Origin of the sequence: Chryseobacterium vrystaatense (assembly GCF_000737765.1) — a bacterium.
In the GTDB taxonomy this organism is placed as follows: Bacteria; Bacteroidota; Bacteroidia; order Flavobacteriales; family Weeksellaceae; genus Chryseobacterium; species Chryseobacterium vrystaatense.
Map to the genome: position 1 here is coordinate 497,878 of NZ_JPRI01000002.1, position 18,627 is coordinate 516,504.

Consider the following 18,627-nt stretch of genomic DNA (forward strand, 5'->3'; position numbering starts at 1 on the left):
ATATTTTTAATCATTAAAATTTTTCGTCACTGTCCATTTTCCGTTTTTATATTGATAATATTTTGCAGGCTGCGAAAAGTATCCGGATTTTGGGTTTGAAAAATCAAGTCTTATAAGAAAACCTAAATGAGCATCAGAATCATATTTTGGCATTATAGAAATTCCAAAACTCACTTCCAGGAGATCAGTAAATTTATTGTCTTTTCTGATCAAGGCCAAATCTTTAAGCGGCTTTTGAGGTGAAACATAATAAAAATTGTTTTCCCTACCGTCATCCGTAATTTTTCCTTTATAAAAAGATGGGTTTCCTGTACTCACAAAAAAATTATTTTCATCATTTTCCCAGCCAAAAAAAAGTTCTCCCCCGCCAAACAAAGTCGATACCGGAATAATAATTCCGTTTCCTGTTTTCTTTCTGAATTTGGCAAAATTATTTTTATTCCAAAACTTATTCAACACCTCCGAACCTATACGTTTTTCAAAATGTTTACAGTCATAATATGCATCATTTCCGCATTCAGGTCCACCCCCAATGGTAGAATTTCTAAGAAAAAGAACTTTTTTAGGCAGCAAAAAGAATGTTTTAAAATCCGGATCTCCACAAATGGCATCAAAAAGGCTGTCGAAATTCATATCTTTAAGCTGCTCAATATCTTTCTCATACCGGGCTTTTTCGCGTTCATATAGATCCCCGCAATCTCTTTTCTTTAGTGGGCAACCAAGGTTTTCAACCATCCCCGGCTGTGTGGGACAGGCGTCATCTTTATCGAAAATCCCATCTCCATCCGTATCCACCAGAGGGCACCCATTGTTTTCAACCGGACCAGTCAGATCGGGACAGTAATCTTCCTTATCTATAATCCCGTCGTTATCCTCATCAGGCCATGGGCATCCGTTATTTTCAACAGACCCTTTTTCTTTGGGACACCGATCCAGATAAAAAAGAATTCTATCCCCGTCTTCATCCGAAAGACAGGTCTTTTTATTCAATTCTTTTCTGCATTTCCCCAATGCATCCTTATCAATAATTTCCTGTGCCTGCACCAGAAAAAATGAGAAAAGAAAAAGCAGTGTATACCAAATTTTCATGTAGGGTTTATAAAGTTTTACAAATAAATAAAATTCAAAAACATCTACAGAAAATATGTAACAAATACTCTGTTTTCTCTACTAATATGCAAAACAATTTCTACTTTATGAAAAAGCGACTTCTTTCTGTTGCGGCGGCATCTTTCTTCGGAATGGTACTGAATGCACAGCAAATTAAATTCGAAGAGTATGACCTGCCAAACGGCCTTCACGTAATCCTTCATCAGGACAATTCTGCACCGGTAGTTACTACAGGGGTAATGTACCATGTTGGTGCTAAGGATGAAGTAAAGGGAAGAACAGGTTTTGCCCACTTCTTCGAACATCTTTTATTTGAAGGAACACCCAACATCAAAAGAGGTGAATGGTTCAAAATCGTTTCTTCAAACGGAGGTCAAAATAACGCTAACACAACAAATGACCGGACATATTATTATGAAACTTTCCCTTCCAACAACGAGCAGCTTGGCCTATGGATGGAAGCTGAAAGAATGCGTCACGCTGTCATCAATCAGGTGGGTGTAGATACCCAGAGAGAGGTTGTAAAAGAGGAAAAAAGATTAAGAATGGACAACCAGCCTTATGGAAACCTTTTCCCAACGATTCAGAAAAATCTATTCACCAACCACCCGTACAACTGGCCTACGATTGGATCTATGGAAGATCTTAACTCTGCAAAACTTGAAGAGTTTCAGGCTTTTTATAAAAAATACTATATTCCAAACAACGCTACATTAGTAGTGGCAGGAGATATCAAACCTGAGCAGACCAAAAAATGGATTCAGGAATATTACGGAGGAATTCAAAAAGGAACACTTTATCCTAAAGATTTCCCAAAAGATGCGCCTATCACTCAGGAAAAAGAAGTAACAGCTACAGATCCTAACATTCAGCTTCCTGCCTATATTTTTGCATACAGAACTCCGGCTAATAAAGAAAAAGATGCTTATGTTCTCGATATGCTATCTTCTTATCTGAGCAATGGTAAATCGTCTGTTTTATATAAAAAATTAGTGGATCAGGATAAAAAAGCACTTGCTGTACAGGCTTTCAATCAGGGGCTTGAAGATTACAGTATTTTTGCATTCTTCGCGATCCCTATGGGACAGACTACAAAACAGACTTTACAGGCTGACATTGATGCAGAGATCAAAAAAATTCAGACAGGCCTGATCTCTGAGGAAGATTATCAAAAACTTCAAAACCAGTATGAGAATCAGTTTGTGAATGCCAATTCAAGCATTCAGGGAATTGCTGCTTCACTGGCAACCAACCACGTATTGATGGGTAACACCAATTTGATCAATAAGGAAATTGACATCTACAGATCCATTACAAGACAGGATCTGCAGAACGCAGCTAAGAAATATTTGAATTCCAATCAAAGAGTAATCATTAATTACGTTCCTGAGAAAAAGTAATCATTTCACCTTTTAGGTTTAGAGATGATTATTAAAAATTAAATTTTTACAAATGAAAAAGCAATTAACATATATAGCTGCAGCGTTTTTTTTCGCAGGAACGATTTCAGCACAAAAAATCGACCTTAATGCAATGCCGAAACCGGGACCTACTCCTGCGATCAACATTGCCAAACCAAAAACTTTCCAACTGAGCAACGGACTTACGGTAATGGTTGTGGAAAACAATAAATTACCCAGAGTCAATACGACTCTTTCTATGGACAGACCTCCATTCAACGAAGGAAGCGTAACCGGAGTAAGCTCTATCATGGCTGAACAGTTTGAAAACGGTACTACCAATCTAAGTAAAGATGATTTTAATAAAAAAGTAGATTATCTGGGAGCTAATTTAAATTTTTCTTCCAATGGTGCTTTCTCAAATTCCCTTTCAAAATATTTTCCTGAGGTATTGGGTCTGATGGCAGATGCGATCATCAATCCTAAATTCTCTGCTGAAGAAGTTCAGAATTCAAAGGAAAGAGCTTTGGAAGGATTGAAAGCCGGAGAAAAAAATGCTTCTGCAATTGCTTCAAAAGTTTCCAATGCATTAATGTATGGTAAAAATACAGCAAGAGGTGAGTTCGAAACAGAGGAATCTATCAATAAAATCCAGCTGGCTGACGTACAAAACGTTTATAAAAAGTATTACGCTCCTGACAATGCTTATTTAGTGATTGTGGGAGATGTGAAATTTGACCAGGTAAAATCACTGGTTGAAAAAGCTTTCAGTGGATGGAAAAAAGCAAATACCCCCATCGTTCCTCTGGAGCCTTCAGCTAATGTTGCGAAGACTGAAATTAACATTGTAGATGTACCTTCTGCTGTACAATCTGTAGTTTCAGTGAATAATCTGAACAATCTTAAAATGAAAGATCCAAACTACTTCGCGGCTACTATGGCCAACTATATCTTAGGCGGAGGTGGTGAAGCGAGACTCTTCATGAATCTTCGTGAGAAAAACGGATTCACATACGGAGCCTACTCCAGCATGAGTGCAGATAAGTATTCTTCAGATTTTTCTGCCAGTGCAAGTGTAAGAAATGAAGTTACGGATAAAGCAGTTAAAGAATTCATGAATGAGCTTAATGCTATTTCTACCGTAAAACCGGAAGAACTTGAAAATGCTAAGGCTAAACTGAAAGGCTCTTTCATTATGTCTTTAGAGAAGCCTGAAACAATTGCCAAATTTGCATTGAATCAAAAGGTTCAGGATCTGCCTTCTGATTTCTACACGAATTATTTAAAGTCAATTGATAAAGTAACTGCCGCTGATATTTCTACTGCAGTAAAAGCTACTATTCTTCCTAACCAAAGCAGAATTTTCATCGCTGGTAAAGCTTCTGATATTTCTGAGGGACTGGAAAAATTAGGATATCCTGTCAAGTATTTTGATAAGCAGGCCAATCCTGTTGCCAAACCAACGGTACAAAAAGTCGATGCTCAGGTAAGCGTAGCCTCCATTGCTGATAAATACATCACTGCCATCGGAGGTAAAGCCAATATTGCCAAAATTTCGTCTTATACAATGACTGCTTCTATGGCAATGCAGGGACAAAATATTGATTTCAAAATTGTAAAAGCTGAGGGTGGTAAAGAATCTACAACCATTACCGCTATGGGACAGGTTGTTCAGAAGCAGATCTTTGACGGAAAACAGGGATACTCTGAGCAGATGGGCCAAAAAGTTGACATGAAGCCTGAGCAAATTGCGGAAAAACTGAAAAATACTGATCTTTTTGAAGAACTTGGTTTTGCAAAATCGCAGGATTATAAACTCGCAGGAATTGAAAAAATCAACGGTGAAGATTCTTATGTGATTAAAAGAAATGATGCAGCTTATTACTACAGTGTAAGCACCGGTTTAAAAACAGGTGAAACAAAAACGGTAAAAGCACAGGGACAGGAAATTACGATACCTACAACCTTTGCTAATTACAAAGACGTGAATGGAGTGAAAATGCCATTTACAATCACGATCAATCAAATGGGCATGGACATGACGATGACCGTAAAGTCATACGAAGTGAACCAGGCTAAAGATTCTGATTTTAAATAAAAATACCCTTTTATTATAGAAAAAACGGCAGCAGACGCTGCCGTTTTTATTTTTACTAACATTTACCGCGATCTTCTTTGTCATTCGGTAAAAAAAGATTAAATTTGCCCATTCAAAAAGATATCAGAATTAATGGATACTATATTTACACTATTGATGGTTCTTGTAATGATTGCCAGCATCTTATTGGTAATCATCGTTATGGCTCAAAATCCTAAAGGAGGAGGCCTTTCCAGTACTTTCGGAGGTGCATCACCTGCACAGTTTGGAGTACAAAGAACCAATGATTTCATGGAAAAAGCAACATGGACTCTTGGCGCAGTAATCATCGTTCTTATCCTTATAAGCGTTGTGATCACAGGTAAGCCTACAGCAGCAGCTCCGGCACAGCAACCGGTAAAGAAAGAAGCTCCGGCTACTAAGCAGTCTGCTCCGGCAGCTACGACCACTACACCGGCTCAGGTACCTGAAGCTCCGGCTAAATAATAAAAGACCTATCTTATATAAAACAAAAGCAGTTCAAATTGAACTGCTTTTTTATTTTAGTTTAATCTTCTCAATCTTATGACGAAGTTTAAGCCCTGCTTTTAAGAATGAATACTGCATGGGCTTAGATTCTCTGTAGTATTTATCAATAAAGATCTGCATAGCCCCATAAAACCTATCGAGATATACCTCATCTTTAATCGTACTTTCCCCCTTATGATGAAGAAGTGAGGCTTTTCCGTAATAATAATTTTTATAGCCGGTTCTCAAAAGGGTATAGCAAAGGTCAATATCTTCTCCGTACATAAAATACGTTTCATCCAAACCTCCGATCTTTTCATAAATATCCCTTTTGATCAACAAAAATGCTCCGGTAACAACATCTACTTCTTCAACAGCATTTTCTTCAATATCACTTCTGTAGTACGATTTTGAATTGCTTCTTTTTAAGTTTGTAAACAGCTTTTCAAAAGAATTGAACATGTCCGGTACAGAACGTTTGCTTTCGGGTAAGAAAATACCTTGAGCATCGTGCATTCTTACTCCCAAACATCCGAAATTCTCTCTGGAATCTGCAAAATCAAGAATGTCTTTCAGATAAAACCCTTCAAGTTCAGTATCCGGATTGAGAAGCAGGACATATTCTCCGGCTGCTGTTTTTATCGCTTTATTGTTGGCTATGGCAAAACCCTCATTATGTTCAGAAGATATAAAATGTACCTTCGGGAATTCAGGGATAAGATCACTCCATGAAGCATCCGTAGATGCGTTATCTATAACAATCACTTCATAATTCTCTCCCTCTGTATATTTCTGAATAGACAAAAGGCAGTTTCTCAACAACCTGGTCACATTATAGTTGACAATAATTATCGACAGCTTCATATTTAATCCTTTTCGTTGTAGGGCAACCTGTTAATGATTGATCTTCCTAAAGAGACTTCATCGGCATACTCCAATTCATCTCCCACTGAGATTCCCCGGGCAATACTCGAAAAATTCACATCAAAGTTTTTAAATTTTTTGTAGATATAATAGGCGGTAGTATCTCCTTCCATGGTAGCGCTTAATGCAAAAATAAATTCTTTCACTCCGCCCTCTTTTACTTTTCTTTCAATACTCGGGATATTCAGCTGATTGGGTCCTACCCCTTCCATCGGTGATATCTTTCCTCCTAAAATCAGGTATTTTCCAGTAAACTTCCCTGTGTTTTCAATGGCGATCACATCACGCACATCTTCAACGATACAGATCAGTTCGCTGTTTCTTTTTTCGTTACTGCAGATCTCACACACCTCAAAATCTGAAAAATTATGACATTCTTTACAGTACTTTATTTCGTTAACAAGGTTGATTAATGAGTTCCCAAGACTTACGGCTCTTGAACTGGGTTGTTTTAACAAATGTAAGGCTAACCTCAAAGCTGTTTTTCTGCCAATTCCAGGCAGTCCTGAAATTTCGTCTACCGCTTTTGCTAAAACTTTACTAGGATAATCCATAGGTACAAAAATAAGGAATATTGTTGAAAGTTGACGTTAGGTTCGGGGTGAAGGTGAAAAAGCTGTTATGCAGGTTAGAGCGTCGTAGAATTTTTAAATTTCGGGAATTTGGGAATACTCTCAAAATAAGCCTCTCTATCCAACCCTATTCACTTTAGCCCTATTCTCAGCTGAAATCTGATGTCTGCTATCGGCATCAAAAAATCACGGTTCCCGGCTCTTCACTTTTGCTTCCTGAATCTAGTCTTTCCCCCTTCTGCTACGAAGCAAAATTCACAATTGACAATCCATATTGCTATTAAGAAACTTTTAAGTCTGAAATCTGTGTCTTGCATCTCACATCTTACCACCTGATTCTAAAAAAAACCTCTATCTTTGGGTCTTAATATGAAAAAAATATACTAAATGGTACTTAAAAATCTAAATTATCCTCTAGATTTCAAATTTAAAATTTCCACTTTAGCGAGTGACTTCAATATTACTGACAAAAACGGAAGCTATGTAGCCTATGTTCGTCAGAAAATGTTCAAACTAAAAGAAGATGTTATTGTTTTTAATGACGAAAGCAAAACTGCAGAACTTTTCAGAATCAAAGCTAATCAGTGGATCGATTTCAATGCTTCTTATTCTTTAAATGATCTTACCGATAACAAAAATTACGGAAGACTGGCCAGAAAAGGAATGCGTTCTATCTGGAAATCTACCTATGACATTCTGGATTCAAACGACCAACCCAAATTTACCATTACAGAAGATAATGCATGGACAAAATTCTTTGATGGAATGGTCAGTGAGATTCCATTAATAGGTATGTTTACAGGCTATTTTCTTAACCCTGCTTATACTGTAAGAGGTGTAGACGGAAAGGAATATTTTAAACTTAAAAAAATGCCGTCTTTCTTTGGAAGAAGATTCCAGCTTGACAGAATGATCGATATTAACGACGAAGACGAAAGTTTAGTAATTTTATCATTATTGATGATGGTTCTTTTGGAAAGAGCAAGAGGCTAAAAAAATTAAAACCCGCAGACAATGAAATATCTAATCATTTTCTTTTCAGCGCTTCTATTGACCGCGTGTAAAAAAGATAAAGAAACCGTTCATGGCAAAACTTCAGCAGATTCTGTAAATATTGTTAAAGATTCTGTAAAAACAGATCCAACATCAGGAAAAGTATTGGTAGATATCATTCCTTTTCCAAAAGAAATCAAAGAATGTTCTTGCTACTTTGCCAGAAATAAAGCTGATTTTGAGGCAGAGAAATACATCTATGCTGATGATGCCGGAAAAACTGCTTATATGAAACTTGACGGCAAAAGATTGGCTATGAATCTTATTTCTTCCAGTGATATGGAAGTTGATGAGGAACTGACAAAAGAAATTGAAAGTGACAACTACAAGATCTCTGTAAAAGGTAAAAAAATAAAACACGAAGAGGCTTTACTGTTCGAAGGTACTTTAACGATTGAAAAACCAGACGGTACCGTAGAAACAATACCTATTTACGGGGAATGTGGATGTTAAAAAAAGAAAGGGCAAAAATTAAATTTTACCCTTAAACTCCTTATAAAAAATGCTTCCGGATTCACGGAAGCATTTTTTATTTTGTAATTTTGATACAAATAAAAATTTCATGGAATTATCTAATATAGAACCGCAGATTATCTGGAAGAATTTCTCCAAATTAAATGCAGTTCCAAGACCGTCTAAAAAAGAAGAAAGAGTCATTGCCTTCATCAAAGGATTTGGTGAAAACCTGGGGTTGGAAACAACGGTAGACGAAGTTGGAAACGTTATTATCAAAAAGCCGGCTACCGCAGGCATGGAAAACCGTAAATCTATCGTACTGCAGTCACACCTTGACATGGTATGCCAGAAGAATAATGATGTTAATTTTGATTTCGAAACAGAAGGGATCAAAATGGAGATCGACGGAGATTGGGTAAAGGCAAAAGGAACTACTTTAGGTGCCGATAACGGTTTAGGAGTAGCAACGATTATGTCTATCCTCGAAAGTTCAGATATTCCTCACCCGGCTTTGGAAGCACTTTTCACGATTGATGAAGAAACGGGAATGACCGGTGCTCTAGGGTTAAAACCGGGACAGCTTACAGGGGAAATCCTTTTAAATCTTGATACAGAAGAAGATGATGAGATTGATATCGGTTGTGCAGGAGGTGTAGATGTTACCATTACTCAAAATTATGGAACAGAAGCTGCGAAAGGACAGATTGTAAGAATTGAAGTGAAAGGTCTTCAGGGAGGGCATTCAGGAATGGATATCCACAAAGGATTTGGAAATTCCAATATTATTTTAGGAAGACTTCTTTATACAGGCTTATCGAATCAAAACATTCAACTGGTAGCTGTAGACGGAGGTGGATTAAGAAATGCTATTCCAAGAGAAGGTTCAGCATTGGTTTCCGTAAGAAATGCTCAGGAATTTATTGAAGCAGCAACAGCTCTTAAAAAAGAAATTTTAGAAGAATTTGCTACAGTAGAACCTGGTTTACAAATCAATATTGAAAACTTTACTACATCTGACAAAGCGGTTTCTGAAGAAGATTCAAAGAAGATTATTCTTACTCTGAAATCACTTCACAATGGAGTTTACAGAATGAGTCCGGACGTAAAAGATCTTGTAGAAGCTTCCAACAACGTTGCCAGAGTGGAATTAAAAGGTGGAGAACTTAAAATCTTAAACCTTACCAGATCATCTGTGGACTCTTCTAAATATTCAGTTGCAGAACAGTTGAAATCTGTCGCTGAGCTAGCTGGAATGAATGTTGAATTCAGCGGTTCGTATCCGGGATGGAAACCAAAACCAGGTTCTGAGATCGTACAGCTGATGGAAAAAATCTATACAGAAAAATTTGGTGAGAAACCTCACGTAGTTGCTTGTCACGCAGGCTTAGAATGTGGTATCATCGGAGCTAATTATCCAGAAATGGAAATGGTAAGTTTCGGACCTACCATCAGAGGAGCCCACTCTCCTGACGAAAGAGCCAATATTTCTTCCGCTCAGAAGTTCTGGAGTTTCACTAAAGAGATTTTGGCGAATATTCCTTTAAAATAAGACAATAAAATTGCTATATTGAATATCCAAAGTCTTTTGATTTTGGATATTTTTAATTTGGACCATTAAGGGTTTTGGTATTTCTCTTAACTTCAATTAATAAATTTATTGGTCTGAAAGTTTCAAAAATGATTTAATAACATTTACAATAATGAAAAGTATAACAGTATTCTGCGGCTCAAGTTTCGGCACAGAGGATATTTTTAAAGAACAGACCTTCCTGCTTGGCCAAACGCTGGCAAAACAACATATAGAATTGGTCTACGGCGGTTCAGACACAGGTTTGATGGGAACCGTTGCAAACGGCGCTTTAAGCGAAGGAGGAAAGGTTACAGGAGTCCTTCCCTATTTCCTGCAGTCTAAAGAAATTGCCCACAAAAATCTGACAGAACTGATCCTCGTAGAAACCATGCACGAACGTAAAACAAAGATGAGTGATCTGTGTGATGGGATCATCGTTCTTCCCGGCGGCTATGGAACGCTGGAAGAGTTTTTTGAAATGATTACCTGGGGCCAGCTCGGACTTCATAAAAAACCAATCGGAATCTTGAATATTGACGGTTTTTATGATGATCTGATCAGATTGGTACAGACTATGGTTGATAAGGGATTTTTAAAGCAAGTGAATAGTGATATGCTTTTGATCAGTGCTAATATTGAGGAGCTTTTGGAAAAAATGAGGAATTATGAGGCGCCTACTGTAGCGAAATGGATTTCGAAAGATAAGACATAAGCTATGAAAAAGCTTCTTTTACTTTTTATAATATTAGTAGCATGTAATTTATATTCTCAGAATAAGGATGAAGAACTTTGTCATTATTTTTCTAACCATCTAAAAGAAAAACCATTAAAATGCATAAACAGCTCGAAACTTAAAAATGATGACGTAATTTATCAGTTTTTCAAATGGTCTGCGTTTAAGGAAGATGATCTTATTCGGATTGAAAAAAAAGGAAAGATAAAAACGATTGTAAAGAAAAAAATTTACAAAGGTAGCTACAACCAGAAAACAGGAGAATATCAGGAGCCAAGAGTTGAAATATTAAAAGAGAAGAAACTTACCAATGAACAGTTTAACAGATTCTCAACATTAATAACAAAGAATAATTTATGGGAAAAAACTGATTACAATGATGACCCAATATGCTCAGATGGAGGAGGGATAATGGTCTTTGCCTTGCAAAAAGATCAATATTTAGAAATTGATAATGGTAACTGCTCACCGAATACAGAATATTTAAATCAACTGTATAACGAGCTTATTACCTTATTCAATCTATAGCAAAACCGCCCAGAAATTTCCGGGCGGTTTTTATATTAACTTAAATTTAAATATTTTAAGGATAAGGAGCAATTGCCACTTCAAGACCTTCCATGGAATCCATCATATGCAGCTGGCATCCCAGTCTGCTGTTTTCTTTTACATGGTAAGCTTCCGCCAGCATGGCATCTTCTTCATCTCCCATAGATTCTAAGCCCGGATCATTGATCACATATACCTGACATGAGGCGCACATCGCCATTCCTCCACAAACTCCGATAGTTCCTTCTTCCGCCAATTCATAAGAACGGATGATCTCCATCAGGTTCATAGACATATCTGTAGGTGCTACAACATCATGGGTTACCCCTTCCCGATCGGTGATCTTAATATTAATATCTGACATAATAATGCAAAATTAGTCAATTTTTTTCACAACTGCCTTTTCTGCTTCTTTACGGCTGCCGTCAAATCCATCTACACCGCTTACTGTCGTATATTTAAGTACAAATTTCTTACCTGGATTCAGTCTGTTGTAAACACTCTGACACATCAGAGTGGCTTCGTGGAAACCACAAAGAATCAGCTTTAATTTACCTGGATAAGTGTTGATATCTCCAATGGCATAGATCCCATCGATGTTCGTCTGATAATCCAGTGCATTGTTTACGACGATCGCATTTTTTTCGATATTCAGTCCCCAATTTCCGATCTCACCCAATTTTGGAGTCAGTCCGAATAAAGGAATGAAATAATCAGTTTCAATGTCGAAAGCGTCCTGCCCCTCAATTTCTACTGTAATCGATTCTACTTTTCCATCACCTTTGATACCGGTCACTTCTGCAGGCGTAATTAATTTAATTTTCCCCTGGTTTTTAAGATCCTGAACTTTCTCTACAGAATCCAAAGCTCCTCTGAACTCATTTCTTCTGTGGATCAAAGTGACCTCACTCGCAACATTGGAAAGGAAAACACTCCAGTCCAAAGCAGAATCACCACCTCCGGCGATCACTACTTTTTTGTTTCTGAAATGCTCAGGTTCTTTCACAAAATATTCAAGACCTTTCTCTTCATAGTCCGCCACATTCTCGAAAGTAGGTTTTCTAGGTTCAAAAGTTCCCAATCCTCCTGCAATAGCAATGGCTTTACATCTGTGAACGGTTCCTTTGTTGGTAATTACCTCAAACCATTCATCATCCACCTTTGTGTATGAAACTGCAGTTTCTCCTAAAGTAAATCCTGGTTGAAACTGTTTGATCTGCTCCATCAAATTATCCACTAATTCTCCTGCATTTACAGAAGGATATCCAGGAATATCGAAAATAGGTTTTTTAGGATAAAGCTCCGCTAGCTGTCCTCCTGGCTGTGGAAGTGCATCAATAATGTGACACTTCATTTTTAATAAACCTGCTTCAAAAACAGCAAAAAGCCCGGTAGGTCCGGCTCCTATGATCAATATATCAGTGGTTATCATAATAAAAAGATAATTTAATTATACATGTAACTGCAAATTTACTAATTTTAATGCGAAGCATATTTAATTGATTCTAAATAAAAACCTGAGATTTATCAAATCCTGCTCAGTAAATAAGAATCTTAAATTTGGCAGTGTTTTTGTTAAATGTCATACCATGAAGAAAATTTTAAGCTTTTTTGCAATATTTACATTCCTGCTGAGCTACGCTCAGATCGACAATGTTGCTGACGGTGAATCTATTACATTCAGAATCCACTATGGAATCCTGAATGCCGGAACCGCAAATCTTACTACTAAAAAGACCAATTATATGGGTGTTCCGCACCTGTATGTTAAAGGTACCGGAAAGACTACAGGTGCTGTAAAAGCATTCTTTAAAGTAGAAGATTTATATGAAAGCTTTATCAACACAGAAACCGGCCTTCCAAGCTTTTATGTTAGAAATGTGCGGGAAGGAAGCTATCGCCAGCATTTTGAAACGGTTTTCAACCACGATAACAATACACTGATCTTAACCGATAAGAAAACACCTGCCAATGGCTCAAAGGTGATTAAATCGGTGAAAGGAGTTCAGGATATGCTTTCCTGCTTCTATTACCTGAGAAGCAAAAGTACAAGCGAACTGAAAGTAGGCACAGTTATCAATATGAATGTATGGATTGATGACGAAATGTTTCCTTTTCAGCTAAAAGTAACAGGGATGGAAGATCTGAAAACTAAATTCGGAACCATCAACTGTCTGAAAATTATTCCATCTGTAAAAAGCGGAAGAGTGTTCAAAGAAAAAGAAGGAGTAACCATGTGGGTAACTAATGATGCCAACCATATCCCTATGCTTTTGCAGGCTGAACTGGCCGTGGGTTCTTTAAAAGCAAGTATTGATGATCTTAAGAATGTAAAATATCCTTTAAAATATATTAAGTAAAAAGAAATAGTTAGTCTTTTTAATTTTATAAAAATACCGGCAACATAACGTGCCGGTATTTTTTTATTTACAGATGTAATACCTTATCACTTTCGGTTGTCTTATTAATAACAGAAAGCATAACGATACTTTTAATATCACAATACACGTTGTAAATTTTTCAATAAAATCGTTTTTAATTACGTTTTGTTTCTAAGGTCAGTAATTAAAAACAAAAACCTCCGGAGCTCCGGAGGTTTGTTTTTTTATAATGTCTTGAATTGCTCCAAGGTTCTTATATCATTTTCAAAGAACATTCTGATATCACTCATTTGGTAAAGAAGCATGGTAATTCTCTCAATACCCATTCCGAATGCATATCCTGAATATTTCTCAGAGTCTATATTTACATTCTTCAATACGGCAGGATCTACCATCCCACAACCCATAATTTCTAACCACCCTGTTCCTTTTGTGATTCTGTAATCTGTTTCAGAGTTTAATCCCCAATATACATCAATCTCAGCACTTGGCTCTGTAAACGGGAAATAAGAAGGTCTCATTCTGATCTTAGATTTTCCGAAAAGTTCAGTCGTAAAGAACTGGATCGTCTGCTTAAGATCAGCAAAACTTACATTCTCATCAATATACAATCCTTCGATCTGATGGAAAATACAGTGCGAGCGTGAAGAGATAGCCTCATTCCGGAATACTCTTCCCGGAGAAAGAATCCTGATCGGCGGCTGGTTTTCTTCCATATAACGGATCTGTACGGAAGATGTATGTGTTCTTAAAAGAATATCAGGGTTCTGCTCAATAAAGAAAGTATCCTGCATATCTCTTGCCGGATGGTACTCAGGAAGATTAAGCGCGGTAAAGTTGTGCCAGTCGTCCTCTATTTCAGGACCGTCAGCTACTGCAAAACCTATTGATTTGAAAATCTCAATAATTCTGTTTTTCACCAGATTGATCGGATGTCTTGATCCAAGATCCAATGGAAAAGCCGGTCTTGTAAGATCTTCTTTTTCTGTAATAATAGCAGACTGGGAAGCATCTTTAAGATCTTCTAATTTTCCAGCAACAGCTTGTTTTAAAGAATTGATTTTCTGTCCGAATTCTTTTTTCTGGTCGTTTGGAACTTCTTTAAATTTTTCAAAAAAATCGTTCAGAACACCTTTTTTACCATTATACTTAATTCGGAAGTTTTCAATTTCCTCTTTAGACGTAGCATTGAAGCCGTTTACTTCGGTAAGTAGTTCTTCTATCTTTTCTATCATTGTTTTACCCTTTCAAAATGTTTTGCAAAAATACGTTTTTTAAGTTTAATAATGAATTTGTGATAAAAAAATCTGCCCCTTTATGGGAGGCAGACTTCAATCACTTATTTCACTTAAATAAAAAAATTATTTCTTTTCTAAAGCTTTAACGTTGATCTGAAGAGTCACCTCATCCTTGATCACCCCGTTTTCAGCAGGAGCCTGGAATTTCACACCAAACTCTTCTCTTTTAATATCTTTAGGCTCAGTAGCTACACTTACCTCTCCATCTTTCACAGAAACATTAGCTTTAAACTGAACCGGTTTTGAAATTCCTTTGATTGTTAAATTACCATCAAGCAGCGTATTGTAATCTCCTTCTGTAGCGGGGGTAACTTTTGTTACCTCAAATGAAGCTGTCGGAAATTTTTCCACTTCAAAGAAATCACCGCTCTTAAGATGACCATTGAGTTTTCCTAACTGCTCAGCATCATCCTTCAGATCTACAGAGGTAAGAGAATTCATATCAGCAACAAATTTTCCGCTTTCAAGCTTTCCGTCTTTTACCGTTACATCACCACTTTCAAACTTGATGGTTCCGAAATGGCTTGTACTTTCAGACTTGAATACTTTATATCCTTTCCACTCCACTTTACTGTTCAAAGTATCCAGTGTATACTGGTTCCCGTCTTTTGTAGTTGCCACCTCATTACTTTCACTGGTAACCGGTTTGTCTTTTTTACAAGAAACCATTACAGCAGCCAAAAATAAAGCAGGGATAGCTAAAGAAAACAGTTTTTTTCTCATTTTTGATATATTTTTATTACTTCCGCTAATATAATAAAAAATTTTATTTTTTTATAAAAACCTTACATTTGTATTATGCTTTTAGAAATAAACAATTTATACTTTTCCCACACCCAAGACAAACCCCTGTTTCAAAACCTTAATTTGGGGTTTGAAGAAGGCAGGATTATAGCACTGGCAGGAGAAAGCGGATGTGGAAAATCTACACTTCTTAACCTGATTTATGGGCTTTTGGATTGGAAAAGCGGTGATATTATTTTTAACGGAACACGGCTTTTGGGCCCTAAAGGAAATCTGGTTCCCGGAGAAGCAGAGATGAAACTCGTAGCCCAGAATTTTGATCTGATGCCCTACGCCACCGTCGCCGAAAATGTAGGTAAATTTATTTCCAATATCAATTTAGCTCAAAAAAAAGCAACTGTAATGGAGCTTCTGGAAGTGGTGGGACTACAGGAATTTGCTCATATACTTCCTAAATATTTAAGTGGCGGCCAGCAGCAGCGTGTTGCTATAGCCAGAGCCCTTTCTGTATTACCCAAGCTTCTTATTTTAGACGAGCCTTTCAGTAATCTGGATTTTCCAAGAAAAATAGAACTTCGTGAAAGACTCTTCAGGTATGTAAAACAGCATCAGATTTCTCTGATCATATCGACCCATGAACTGCAGGATATCATGCCGTGGCTTGATCAGATCGTTATCCTAAAGGACGGTAGACTGATTCAGAATGACAGCCCCGAACAAACGTACCGACATCCTTATAATTCTTATGTTGCCCAACTTTTTGGTGAGGTTAATATTTTCAGCGAAGAAGAAAAAGCATCATTTCAACTCCCGAAATTTTCATACTACCCTAAGGAAATAAAAATTTCCGACACAGGCATTGAAGCTGATATTCTTGAAAGCAGGTTTGCCGGAAATCACTATTGGAATAAGTTGAAGGTAAAAGGAAAGGAGCTTTATATATATACAGATGAAAAAATAGAAGGAAACATTAAAATTTCATTTATTTGAGATCATAAATAAGCAGATCTATTATCTTACGAAGACTGTCTTATCATTCGGAATAATCCATCATCCCCAATTCATAACTCATACATTCACTTACACTTATTGTTAATATGTGGATAAAAAAAAATACAAATCCAAGAAACCGTCTGAAACTTTTTCTTACATTTGTATTTCCACAGCATAAGGAAATTTTTGGTTAATTCTCTTTCTGCCCTAAGACGGACATTAGCACCTCCCTGCAATTAAGTCTTTGAAAGATTACACTGTCCAATCTTTTCCTTTTTTTATGATCTTAAGCCTTCTTCACAAATTCTGATTTCAAAGCCATAGACCCGAAACCATCAATTTTACAATCGATGTTATGATCGCTGTCTGGTCTTAAACGTATATTTTTCACTTTAGTACCCGCTTTTACAGGTTTTGGAGCTCCTTTTACAGGAAGGTCTTTAATCACTACTACAGAATCTCCGTCATGAAGCTCATTTCCGTTGGAATCTAATATTTTTCCTTCGTTAGCTGTTTCAGCAGCCGTTTCCTCAGGACTCCATTCATAGAAACACTGAGAACATGTCATCATATTATCACTTGGATAGGTAAATTCAGAGCTGCATTTCGGGCAAAGTACAGTATCACTCATATTTTTGATTTTTGCAAAGGTAGGATTTTTGGGATAAACCGGAATTTCAGATCTTAGATTTCAGATTTCAGACCCCAGACATGAGACCGGTGTTAAGACTGGAATGGAAAGATGTCAATGCTAAATTTTGAATAATAGATTAACAATTTTTGACCCCGCACCTCGTATTCCGAAACCCTATAACTCCCCCAAACTCTGCTATTCTCCAACCTTAACCCCACGCTAAAATGCTTCGACACTCAAACTCACCAATCCGTCCCTCCAACTCTCAACTATAATTCGTACTTTTGCAGATTCAAACAGCGTAGCAAATTTATGGAACTTATTCACAGAAACTTAGCGATCGGAATTCACGATGCTTTACAGGAAACATTTTTCGAGAAGAACAAATACGCCGATAAGGTGATCGAAAGACTTTTAAAAGCCCACAGAAAATGGGGAAGCCAGGACAGAGCCGTTGTTTCTGAGATTTTCTACAATATTATCCGCTGGAAAAAACGTCTTGAATATTATATGGGTGAAGGGGTAAAACCTACCAATATTTATAAACTGATGATTGCGTACCTGCTTTGGAGCAAGACCAATTATAAAAAGTTTGAAGAATTTGACGGAATTAAAATCGCAGATATTCTTACCAAACTTAAAAAGAATACAGTTCCTACGAAAGCTATCGAACATTCTATTCCGGAATGGTTAGCTGAAACTTTGGAAAAAGAATTAGGTCCGGGTTGGGAAAAGGAAATGTACGCTTTAAATGAGAAGGCTCCTACTGTATTAAGAGCAAACAGCCTGAAAACAACTCCCAAAGAACTTATTTCTGATCTTTCTGATGAGGGTGTTGTGGCTTACACAGTAAAAAACTATCCTGATGCCGTACAACTGGAAGAAAAGAAGAATGTTTTCCTTACTACGGCATTTAAAGAAGGTCTGTTTGAAGTTCAGGATGCTTCCTCACAGAAGATAGGATATTTCCTTGATGTAAAGGAAGGACAGAGAGTTGTGGATGCATGCGCAGGTGCGGGTGGGAAAACACTTCACTTAGCTGCATTGATGGGAAATAAGGGACAGATTGTCGCTTTAGATATTTTTGAATGGAAACTGGCTGAGCTGAAACGTCGTGCAAAAAGAGCAGGCGCACACAATATAGAAACCCGAATGATCTCTGATAATAAAGTGATCAAGCGTCTTCATGATAAAGTAGACAGACTTCTTATTGATGCACCCTGTTCAGGACTTGGTGTTTTAAAGAGAAACCCAGACAGTAAATGGAAGATCGACCAGGATTTTATCGACAGAATTAAAAAAGAACAGCAGCAGATCCTTCAGGATTATTCAAAAATGCTTAAAGTAGGTGGGAAATTGGTGTACGCAACTTGTTCTATCTTACCATCTGAAAATAATTTACAGGTAGAAGAATTTTTGAAAACCAATTCAGGTTATAAGCTGGTTAAAGATGAAAAAGTAATGCCTAGTCACGGTTACGATGGATTCTATATGGCACTGATCGAAAGAGTTTCTTAATCAGAACCAACTATAAAAATATACAGCTGCTCTTTTAGAGCAGCTTTTTTTATTTAAAATTTTCAATTAAATGAATTTTACAACAGC

Annotated in this window: 19 protein-coding genes; 11 read left to right on the plus strand and 8 right to left on the minus strand. The window is 37.0% G+C overall.

Translation table 11 applies throughout. From position 1 onward, the window contains the following. Positions 1–6 precede the first annotated feature (6 nt). Positions 7–1,089, minus strand: coding sequence for a hypothetical protein (locus tag IW16_RS27175; RefSeq protein WP_034741834.1), 1,083 nt, complete (start codon positions 1,087–1,089; stop codon positions 7–9). Between the two features lie 107 nt (positions 1,090–1,196). Between IW16_RS27175 and IW16_RS07820 the strand changes: the two genes are divergently transcribed. The 3 genes from IW16_RS07820 to secG all read left to right on the plus strand — a co-directional run bounded on the left by IW16_RS07820 (position 1,197) and on the right by secG (position 5,094). Continuing rightward, positions 1,197–2,510 carry a M16 family metallopeptidase gene (locus IW16_RS07820; protein WP_034741836.1) on the plus strand — a complete coding sequence of 438 codons (1,314 nt, stop codon included), beginning with the start codon at positions 1,197–1,199 and terminating at the stop codon, positions 2,508–2,510. A gap of 52 nt (positions 2,511–2,562) precedes the next feature. After that, complete coding sequence (locus IW16_RS07825; protein ID WP_034741839.1) at positions 2,563–4,608, plus strand: M16 family metallopeptidase; 2,046 nt, start codon at positions 2,563–2,565, stop codon at positions 4,606–4,608. 132 nt (positions 4,609–4,740) lie between these two features. Beyond that, a complete protein-coding gene (gene secG / locus IW16_RS07830; RefSeq protein WP_034741842.1) occupies positions 4,741–5,094 on the plus strand; it encodes a preprotein translocase subunit SecG in 354 nt (117 codons plus the stop codon). A gap of 51 nt (positions 5,095–5,145) precedes the next feature. On the opposite strand, the gene IW16_RS07835 is transcribed toward secG, so the two are convergent. Both IW16_RS07835 and recR read right to left on the minus strand, forming a co-directional pair. Continuing rightward, positions 5,146–5,979 (minus strand): glycosyltransferase family 2 protein, encoded by an 834-nt coding sequence (locus IW16_RS07835; RefSeq protein WP_034741845.1) that lies wholly within the window; start codon positions 5,977–5,979, stop codon positions 5,146–5,148. Between the two features lie 2 nt (positions 5,980–5,981). Then, positions 5,982–6,593, minus strand: a complete 612-nt coding sequence (recR, locus tag IW16_RS07840; protein ID WP_034741848.1) for a recombination mediator RecR — start codon at positions 6,591–6,593, stop codon at positions 5,982–5,984. Between the two features lie 405 nt (positions 6,594–6,998). Between recR and IW16_RS07845 the strand changes: the two genes are divergently transcribed. The 5 genes from IW16_RS07845 (at position 6,999) to IW16_RS07865 (ending at position 10,951) form a co-directional block, all read left to right on the plus strand. After that, a complete protein-coding gene (locus IW16_RS07845; RefSeq protein WP_034741850.1) occupies positions 6,999–7,604 on the plus strand; it encodes an LURP-one-related/scramblase family protein in 606 nt (201 codons plus the stop codon). 21 nt (positions 7,605–7,625) lie between these two features. Further along, positions 7,626–8,117 carry a hypothetical protein gene (locus tag IW16_RS07850; RefSeq protein ID WP_034741852.1) on the plus strand — a complete coding sequence of 164 codons (492 nt, stop codon included), beginning with the start codon at positions 7,626–7,628 and terminating at the stop codon, positions 8,115–8,117. Positions 8,118–8,226: 109 nt separating this feature from the next. Next, positions 8,227–9,669 carry an aminoacyl-histidine dipeptidase gene (locus IW16_RS07855; RefSeq protein ID WP_034742753.1) on the plus strand — a complete coding sequence of 481 codons (1,443 nt, stop codon included), beginning with the start codon at positions 8,227–8,229 and terminating at the stop codon, positions 9,667–9,669. A gap of 151 nt (positions 9,670–9,820) precedes the next feature. Further along, positions 9,821–10,402 (plus strand): LOG family protein, encoded by a 582-nt coding sequence (locus tag IW16_RS07860; RefSeq protein ID WP_034741855.1) that lies wholly within the window; start codon positions 9,821–9,823, stop codon positions 10,400–10,402. Between the two features lie 3 nt (positions 10,403–10,405). After that, positions 10,406–10,951, plus strand: a complete 546-nt coding sequence (locus tag IW16_RS07865; RefSeq protein WP_034741858.1) for a hypothetical protein — start codon at positions 10,406–10,408, stop codon at positions 10,949–10,951. A 55-nt stretch (positions 10,952–11,006) separates the two neighbouring features. Here the strand turns inward: IW16_RS07865 and IW16_RS07870 are convergent, their stop codons facing one another. Continuing rightward, the gene (locus IW16_RS07870) at positions 11,007–11,336 is read right to left on the minus strand and encodes a 2Fe-2S iron-sulfur cluster-binding family protein (RefSeq protein ID WP_034741861.1); all 330 of its coding nucleotides are present in this window, start codon (positions 11,334–11,336) and stop codon (positions 11,007–11,009) included. Between the two features lie 12 nt (positions 11,337–11,348). Further along, the gene (locus IW16_RS07875) at positions 11,349–12,404 is read right to left on the minus strand and encodes an NAD(P)/FAD-dependent oxidoreductase (RefSeq protein ID WP_034741864.1); all 1,056 of its coding nucleotides are present in this window, start codon (positions 12,402–12,404) and stop codon (positions 11,349–11,351) included. A gap of 157 nt (positions 12,405–12,561) precedes the next feature. Here IW16_RS07875 and IW16_RS07880 point away from each other — a divergent pair, with 157 nt between their 5' ends. Next, positions 12,562–13,332, plus strand: coding sequence for a DUF3108 domain-containing protein (locus tag IW16_RS07880; protein WP_034741867.1), 771 nt, complete (start codon positions 12,562–12,564; stop codon positions 13,330–13,332). Between the two features lie 245 nt (positions 13,333–13,577). Here the strand turns inward: IW16_RS07880 and IW16_RS07885 are convergent, their stop codons facing one another. Beyond that, positions 13,578–14,588 (minus strand): phenylalanine--tRNA ligase subunit alpha, encoded by a 1,011-nt coding sequence (locus IW16_RS07885; protein ID WP_034741869.1) that lies wholly within the window; start codon positions 14,586–14,588, stop codon positions 13,578–13,580. Positions 14,589–14,714: 126 nt separating this feature from the next. Further along, positions 14,715–15,374, minus strand: coding sequence for a YceI family protein (locus IW16_RS07890; RefSeq protein ID WP_034741871.1), 660 nt, complete (start codon positions 15,372–15,374; stop codon positions 14,715–14,717). A gap of 75 nt (positions 15,375–15,449) precedes the next feature. On the opposite strand from IW16_RS07890, the gene IW16_RS07895 reads away from it, so the two are divergent. Next, the gene (locus IW16_RS07895) at positions 15,450–16,385 is read left to right on the plus strand and encodes a sulfate/molybdate ABC transporter ATP-binding protein (RefSeq protein ID WP_034741874.1); all 936 of its coding nucleotides are present in this window, start codon (positions 15,450–15,452) and stop codon (positions 16,383–16,385) included. Positions 16,386–16,674: 289 nt separating this feature from the next. Here the strand turns inward: IW16_RS07895 and IW16_RS07900 are convergent, their stop codons facing one another. Beyond that, positions 16,675–17,019 (minus strand): zinc ribbon domain-containing protein YjdM, encoded by a 345-nt coding sequence (locus tag IW16_RS07900; protein ID WP_034741877.1) that lies wholly within the window; start codon positions 17,017–17,019, stop codon positions 16,675–16,677. A 315-nt stretch (positions 17,020–17,334) separates the two neighbouring features. Here IW16_RS07900 and IW16_RS07905 point away from each other — a divergent pair, with 315 nt between their 5' ends. Beyond that, entirely contained in the window at positions 17,335–18,540 is a 1,206-nt protein-coding gene (locus IW16_RS07905; RefSeq protein WP_034741880.1) for an RsmB/NOP family class I SAM-dependent RNA methyltransferase, read from the plus strand. Positions 18,541–18,627 lie beyond the last annotated feature (87 nt).

Excerpts from the sequence above, each read along its gene's own strand:
- IW16_RS07820 (WP_034741836.1), top strand. The coding sequence starts at position 1,197 with ATGAAAAAGCGACTTCTTTCTGTTGCGGCGGCATCTTTCTTCGGAATG.
- IW16_RS07905 (WP_034741880.1), top strand. The coding sequence starts at position 17,335 with ATGGAACTTATTCACAGAAACTTAGCGATCGGAATTCACGATGCTTTA.
- IW16_RS07875 (WP_034741864.1), bottom strand. The coding sequence starts at position 12,404 with ATGATAACCACTGATATATTGATCATAGGAGCCGGACCTACCGGGCTT.
- IW16_RS07890 (WP_034741871.1), bottom strand. The coding sequence starts at position 15,374 with ATGAGAAAAAAACTGTTTTCTTTAGCTATCCCTGCTTTATTTTTGGCT.
- IW16_RS07880 (WP_034741867.1), top strand. The coding sequence starts at position 12,562 with ATGAAGAAAATTTTAAGCTTTTTTGCAATATTTACATTCCTGCTGAGC.
- IW16_RS07895 (WP_034741874.1), top strand. The coding sequence starts at position 15,450 with ATGCTTTTAGAAATAAACAATTTATACTTTTCCCACACCCAAGACAAA.
- IW16_RS07860 (WP_034741855.1), top strand. The coding sequence starts at position 9,821 with ATGAAAAGTATAACAGTATTCTGCGGCTCAAGTTTCGGCACAGAGGAT.
- secG (WP_034741842.1), top strand. The coding sequence starts at position 4,741 with ATGGATACTATATTTACACTATTGATGGTTCTTGTAATGATTGCCAGC.
- IW16_RS07855 (WP_034742753.1), top strand. The coding sequence starts at position 8,227 with ATGGAATTATCTAATATAGAACCGCAGATTATCTGGAAGAATTTCTCC.
- IW16_RS07885 (WP_034741869.1), bottom strand. The coding sequence starts at position 14,588 with ATGATAGAAAAGATAGAAGAACTACTTACCGAAGTAAACGGCTTCAAT.
- IW16_RS07900 (WP_034741877.1), bottom strand. The coding sequence starts at position 17,019 with ATGAGTGATACTGTACTTTGCCCGAAATGCAGCTCTGAATTTACCTAT.
- recR (WP_034741848.1), bottom strand. The coding sequence starts at position 6,593 with ATGGATTATCCTAGTAAAGTTTTAGCAAAAGCGGTAGACGAAATTTCA.
- IW16_RS07850 (WP_034741852.1), top strand. The coding sequence starts at position 7,626 with ATGAAATATCTAATCATTTTCTTTTCAGCGCTTCTATTGACCGCGTGT.
- IW16_RS07845 (WP_034741850.1), top strand. The coding sequence starts at position 6,999 with ATGGTACTTAAAAATCTAAATTATCCTCTAGATTTCAAATTTAAAATT.
- IW16_RS07870 (WP_034741861.1), bottom strand. The coding sequence starts at position 11,336 with ATGTCAGATATTAATATTAAGATCACCGATCGGGAAGGGGTAACCCAT.
- IW16_RS07835 (WP_034741845.1), bottom strand. The coding sequence starts at position 5,979 with ATGAAGCTGTCGATAATTATTGTCAACTATAATGTGACCAGGTTGTTG.
- IW16_RS27175 (WP_034741834.1), bottom strand. The coding sequence starts at position 1,089 with ATGAAAATTTGGTATACACTGCTTTTTCTTTTCTCATTTTTTCTGGTG.
- IW16_RS07865 (WP_034741858.1), top strand. The coding sequence starts at position 10,406 with ATGAAAAAGCTTCTTTTACTTTTTATAATATTAGTAGCATGTAATTTA.
- IW16_RS07825 (WP_034741839.1), top strand. The coding sequence starts at position 2,563 with ATGAAAAAGCAATTAACATATATAGCTGCAGCGTTTTTTTTCGCAGGA.